At 71.6% G+C, this 5,328-nt stretch carries 5 protein-coding genes; 3 read left to right on the top strand and 2 right to left on the bottom strand.

Annotated features, from left to right (window positions below):
• A partial coding sequence (locus DQW85_RS04065) for a TetR/AcrR family transcriptional regulator (RefSeq protein WP_113699078.1) occupies positions 1–631 on the bottom strand: 631 nt, incomplete at its 3' end.
• A gap of 98 nt (positions 632–729) precedes the next feature.
• Between DQW85_RS04065 and DQW85_RS04060 the strand changes: the two genes are divergently transcribed.
• A complete protein-coding gene (locus DQW85_RS04060; RefSeq protein WP_113699077.1) occupies positions 730–1,929 on the top strand; it encodes a cytochrome P450 in 1,200 nt (399 codons plus the stop codon).
• On the opposite strand, the gene DQW85_RS04055 is transcribed toward DQW85_RS04060, so the two are convergent.
• A complete protein-coding gene (locus DQW85_RS04055; protein ID WP_476703593.1) occupies positions 1,896–3,194 on the bottom strand; it encodes an RNA-guided endonuclease InsQ/TnpB family protein in 1,299 nt (432 codons plus the stop codon). The two genes, DQW85_RS04060 and DQW85_RS04055, sit on opposite strands and share 34 nt — an antisense overlap.
• Positions 3,195–3,327: 133 nt before the next feature.
• Here DQW85_RS04055 and DQW85_RS04050 point away from each other — a divergent pair, with 133 nt between their 5' ends.
• Together DQW85_RS04050 and DQW85_RS04045 are read left to right on the top strand one after the other, a co-directional pair.
• Positions 3,328–3,555: a ferredoxin gene (locus DQW85_RS04050; RefSeq protein WP_113699076.1), complete on the top strand. Its 228-nt coding sequence runs from the start codon at positions 3,328–3,330 to the stop codon at positions 3,553–3,555.
• Positions 3,556–4,185: 630 nt separating this feature from the next.
• Positions 4,186–4,632, top strand: coding sequence for an SAV_6107 family HEPN domain-containing protein (locus DQW85_RS04045; protein ID WP_113699075.1), 447 nt, complete (start codon positions 4,186–4,188; stop codon positions 4,630–4,632).
• Positions 4,633–5,328: the final 696 nt, after the last annotated feature.

The raw sequence follows: 5,328 nt of genomic DNA, 5'->3' as shown, positions 1-5,328 counted from the left end.
CCGCCGCAGTGGCATCCGGGCCCGTCGCCGCCAGCGAGTCGAGGCCGCGCAGGGTGATCTCGGTGGCGCGCACGGCCGCCTCCCCGGCCCGCTCCATCGAGTCGCCCCGCGCGATGCTCGCCATCACGGCCAGCTTCGCCGCGCCCGTCAGCGCGCCCACGGCCGCCGCCGCCTCCACCGGGTCCAGCCGGTCGGGATAGGCCTCCTCCAGCGCCCGCGCCACCCGCAGCTGGCTGTCGAACAGCAGGTGCAGCGCCCGCGCCTGCAGCGCGGGCACGGTCATGATCAGGCGCATCCGCAACGGCGCGTCCCGCAGGGCGTAGTTCTCGTCCTCGGCGGCCCAGAGCAGGCTCGTACGCACGAGCCGCTGCAGCAGCCGCGGCAGCGGCTCGTCCGCCGCCCTCGTCGCCACCAGGTGCAGGGTCCGCTCCAGGCGGGTGTCGGTGTCGAAGAAGACCACGTCCTCCTTGCTGGCGAAGTAGCTGAAGAACGTGCGCGTCGACACGTCCGCCTCCGCCGCGATCTCCGCGAGCGTGGTCTCCTCGTAGCCCTTCTCGTCGAACAGCCGGAGCGCGGCCTCGATCAGCGCCCGGCGCGTGCGCTGCTTCTTGCGCTCCCGGATCCCGTCCATGCCGGAACTGTACTGCACGAGCTTATGCTTTTCATCCATTGAAACTTTGCATTGAATGATGTTTTCTGGACGTTGACCGACCGGAAGGGAACAACCGCATGTCAGACCTCACCTTGACCACCGAACGCGAGCGCCCGTTCGACCCGCCGGACAAGATCATGGAGCTCCGGGAACGGGCTCCCGTGCATCGCATGACGTACGCCGACGGCCACCTCGGCTGGCTGGTGACCGGCTACTCCGCCGCCCGGACGGTCCTGGCCGACCCCCGCTTCAGCAACCGGCCCGAGCTGACGCACCCGCCGATCGCCGCCCGGCTGGAGCTCGCCCAGGAGGCGCGGGAGAAGGGATTCCAGGTGCCGCCCGGGTTCTTCCTGCGCATGGACGCCCCCGAGCACACGCGCTACCGCAAGCTGCTGGCCGGCCAGTTCACCGTGCGCAGGATGAACCGGCTCGAACCCAGGATCGAGGAGATCGCCGAAGCCTGCCTCGACCGGATGGAGGCGGGGAGCAGGCCCGCCGACCTGGTGGAGGAGTTCGCGCTGCCGATCCCGTCCCTGGTGATCTGCGAGCTGCTCGGGGTGCCGTACGAGGACCGCGCGAGGTTCCAGAACGACTCCAAGGTGCTCGTCAACCTCGAAAGCGAACCCGACCAGGTCGTCGGCGCGATGACGAGCATCTCCGCGTTCCTGTACGGCCTCATCCAGCGCAAACGCGCCGAGCCCGGCGACGACCTGCTCAGCGGGCTGGTCGCGGGCGGCGAGCTGAACGACGAGGAGCTCACCGGCGTCGCGTTGCTGCTGCTCGTGGCCGGCCACGAGACCACCGCCAACATGCTGGGCCTGGGCACGTACGCGCTGCTCGCCGACCCTGAGCAGCTCGCCGCGCTGCGCGACGACCCGTCGCTGGTGGAGAACGCGGTCGAGGAGCTGCTGCGCTACCTCACGATCATCCACCTCGGGCCGGTCAGGACCGCGCTGGAGGACGTCGAGGTCGACGGCACCCTGATCAAGGCGGGCGAGGCGGTCACGCTGCAGCTTCCGGCGGCGAACCGCGACCCCATCCGCTTCCCCGGCGGGGAGCGCCTCGACGTCACCCGGCAGGCGAGCGGCCACCTGACGTTCGGCCACGGCATCCACCAGTGTCTCGGCCAGCAGCTGGCCAGGATCGAGATGCGGATCGGCTACGCGGCGCTGCTGCGCCGCCTCCCGGGCCTGCGACTGGCCGTCCCGCCGCAGGAGGTGCCGATGCGCACGGACATGAGCATCTACGGGGTGCACCGCCTCCCTGTCACCTGGTAGGCAGTCGTCGTGACTCCTCCGCCTCCTGAAGGAGGCGGCTTCTCGCTAAGCCGCTTCCGCAGCCCGGCGAAGGGCAAGCCCTGCCCTGAGGATGTTGGTTGCCGCGTTGATGTCGGCGTGCGCGGTGTGCCCGCACGCCGTACACGCGAACTCGGCCTGGGTGACGCGGTTCTCCCGTGCGCGAACTCGGCCTGGGTGACGCGGTTCTCCCGTGCGCGGTGCCCGCAGCGGGCGCACGTGCGGGAGGTGTTGCGGGGATCGACTGCGATCAGCTCTCGACCGGCGCTTTCAGCCTTGTACGCGAGGAGCCGCAGGAACACCCCCCAACCCGCGTCCAGAACGCTTCGGTTGAGGCCGGACTTGGCCGCGACGTTGCGGCCCGGCCGCTCGATCGTGCCGGACGCCGACCGGGTCATGTTCGCGATCTTCAGGTCCTCATGCACGATCACGTCGTAGTCGCGGACCAGCGCCAGAGCGGCCTTGTGCGCCGCGTCGAGTCGACCTCGCCGCACCTTCGCGTGCAGCGCCGCGACCCGGGCCACAGCCGTACGGCGGCGCCTGGACCCGCGCCTCTTACGGGCGAGGTCCCGCTGCGCGGCAGCCAGCCGGTCAGCTGTCGCGGCGAGGTGGCGAGGGTTGGCCACATGCGCCCCGTCCGACGTCGTGACGAGCGAGGCGACACCCATGTCGATCCCGGCCACCACGCCCGTCGCGGGCAGCGTTTCGGCGGGCACGTCCTCGCACGACAGGACCACGAACCAGCGGGAGCCTTCCCGCTTGACGCTGATCGTCTTCACGGTGCCGAGCACCCGCCGGTGCCGGTGCACCCGCACATGCCCGACCCCCTGAAGGCGGACGAATGTCGCGGCGGGGTGCTCGGGCCGGCAGTCCCACCGACAGCCGTCACCGTCCTTGGGCCACTCGACCGTGTCGAACCAGCCCCGGCCCTTGAACCGCGGAAAGCCCGGGGTACGGCCTGCCTTGACGCGGTCGAAGAACGCGCGGAAGGCCTTGTCCAACCTGCGCAGCGTGGCCTGTTGGGAAGAGAACGACCACCGGCCCTGCCCCCCGGGGTCGTCGGCGCGGATGTGCTTCAACTCGCCCGACTGCTCGCCGTACCGGACCGTCACACCTGCCTTGCGGTAGGCCGTACGACGGTGCTCCAAAGCGGCGTTGTACAGGTCGCGGTGGTCATCCAGGCACGCCGTGAGCGCCGCCACCTGGCCGGCGGTAGGGCGCAGCAGGAACTTGAACGACCTGCGCACACCCACCTCCAACGTCCGGTAACGAGACGACCACGCTATCGGCAGGCACCGACAAAACCCGGAAGGAGACTCTGATGTGCGGATCTGACAGGTCACCGAACGCTCGGGCCTTGGCGGCCCTCGGGAGTGTCTGATGGAGATCAAGGCTGACACGACGGTGTGCATCGGGGCGGGGATGTGCGCGCTGACGGCGCCGAAGGTGTTCGACCAGAGCGAGGACGACGGGACCGTCGTGCTGCTGGACCCGTCACCTCCCAAGGACCTGGAGGAGGCCGTCCGCCGGGCTGTCGCCCTGTGCCCGTCTGGCGCCCTCTCGGCGTCCGTGGACGGCCCCGGGACCACAGGGGCCAGGGAAACCTGAGCGGGGCTCAGGGGGCGCTACGGGGCCATGTGGGGGCGTTCGCAGGGGATGGTGGTTGCCGCCGCGTAAATCCCGCACAAAAGGCGACGCGGGGGAAAGCATCCGGCTTGACCCCCTAAGCCCCCGAAAAGCAGGCCGCCAGTAAACCCGCGCCCCGTCGTGCGACCCGTCCGGTCGTGCGACCCGTCCGGTCCTGTGACCCGTCCGGTCCTGTGACCGGCCGGCCTCGGACGCCCGCGCGCGCCACGCGGGGACTCGCCGGGCCCCGCCCCGCTCTCACCTGCGCTTTCAGGTGGTTCTCCAGCCATGCCGATCGAACCTGTGTTCTGGAACAGGTTGACACCGAGGGTGATCGAAATTATGTTCGACGTAGTGACGTGAGACTCGCGGCTCACGTCGGAAGGACCTGATCGCGGGCCCCGCTTCCCCCAAGCGAGACCCGCGATCAGGCTCCACGGGCAAGGGCGCGTCCTCGTCGTCGGCGGAGACGAGTGGGCGCGTTCCTGGCCGGACGGGGAGAGGGGAAGCTTCTCGTCCGGCCGGCCCGGCGGAATTGTCGGTGGCGTCTGCGAGCGTTGGCTTCACCGGCCGTGACGCCGGGAGGCGCCACGACCCAGAGGAGGCGTGCACATGGCACCACGGTCCAGAGACCCGCAAGGTCCCCGGCTGTCGCCTGCTGTCCGGGCGCACCTGACGGATTCACGTTCCTGCCTGGCGGAGGCGACGACGGCTCGCACCCCGGCATCCCGATACGTGGCGGCGCACCTGGCGGCCCTGCGCGCCGCCGCCGCGATCCTGGCCGCCCGCCCTCGTCCCATGGAGGGGCGCAGGCGCCGCCTGCGCAGCGCGTGGGAGCTCCTGCCCGAGGCGGAGCCGCAGCTCGCGCAGTGGGCCGCCTACTTCTCGGTGAGCGCCGCCAAGCGCGCCGCCGCCGAGGCGGGCATGGTCCGCGGCGTCTCGGCGGCCGACGCCGAGGAGCTGCTGGCCGAGGCCGAGACCTTCGTCACCACGGTGGAGGGCATTCTGGGGGTCCCCACCCAGCCCCAGCTTCCGGTCGACGTCCCACTGGCGGGCTGACCCACCCGCCTGAGGCCGCACACCCGCCTCGGGACGCCACCTCGTCCTGAGCGCCATGCCCCAGGTGTGATCCCGCTCTCGCGCCCCGCCACAGCGGCCTCAGGACCTCGCCCCAGCTGGGGCCGTTCTCGCACCTCCTGCCGCCCCCCAGGCCCGAACCTGTTCCCAGGCCCGAACCTGTTCCCAGGCCCGAACCTGTTCCCGGGCCCGAACCTGTTCCCGGGCCCGAACCTGTTCCCGGGCCCGAACCTGTTCCCGGGCCCGAACCCGTTCCCGGGCCCGAACCCGTTCCCGGGCACCCGCTGATGCGGCCCCTGCGCGGGGCGCCGCTCCGTGCGGGGCGTGGCGGTCCGCACGGCGCGCAGCCTCTCGACCCGTCTGCCACCACGGGACGCTCCTTCGCGCGGTGCGGCATCTTTGCGGGCCACGGCTTCCTTTGCGGGACTCCTTCGCAGGCCACGGCCCCTTTGCGAGGCTCTTGCGCGGGGCACGGCGCCTTCGCGGGGCGCGGCTCTGGGCAGGTCCTCGCCGCACGCGCTGCTGGCCCTGTGGCATTCCGCCCACCCGGTGGCGTCCCCCCGTGGTGTCCTCGCACGCCCCAGGGGACGCCGACCGCCGGGAGCGGGGTCGCGCCAGGTGCGGGGCGCTCCCGCACGCCAGGGAGGGCGCGCCCGGTGAAGGCGCTCCCGCGCGCCC

Source organism: Nonomuraea lactucae (assembly GCF_003313395.1).
Lineage (GTDB): Bacteria > Actinomycetota > Actinomycetes > Streptosporangiales > Streptosporangiaceae > Nonomuraea > Nonomuraea lactucae.
Note: the sequence above shows the minus strand (reverse complement) of the source record. Positions and strands in the feature narration are given on the sequence as shown.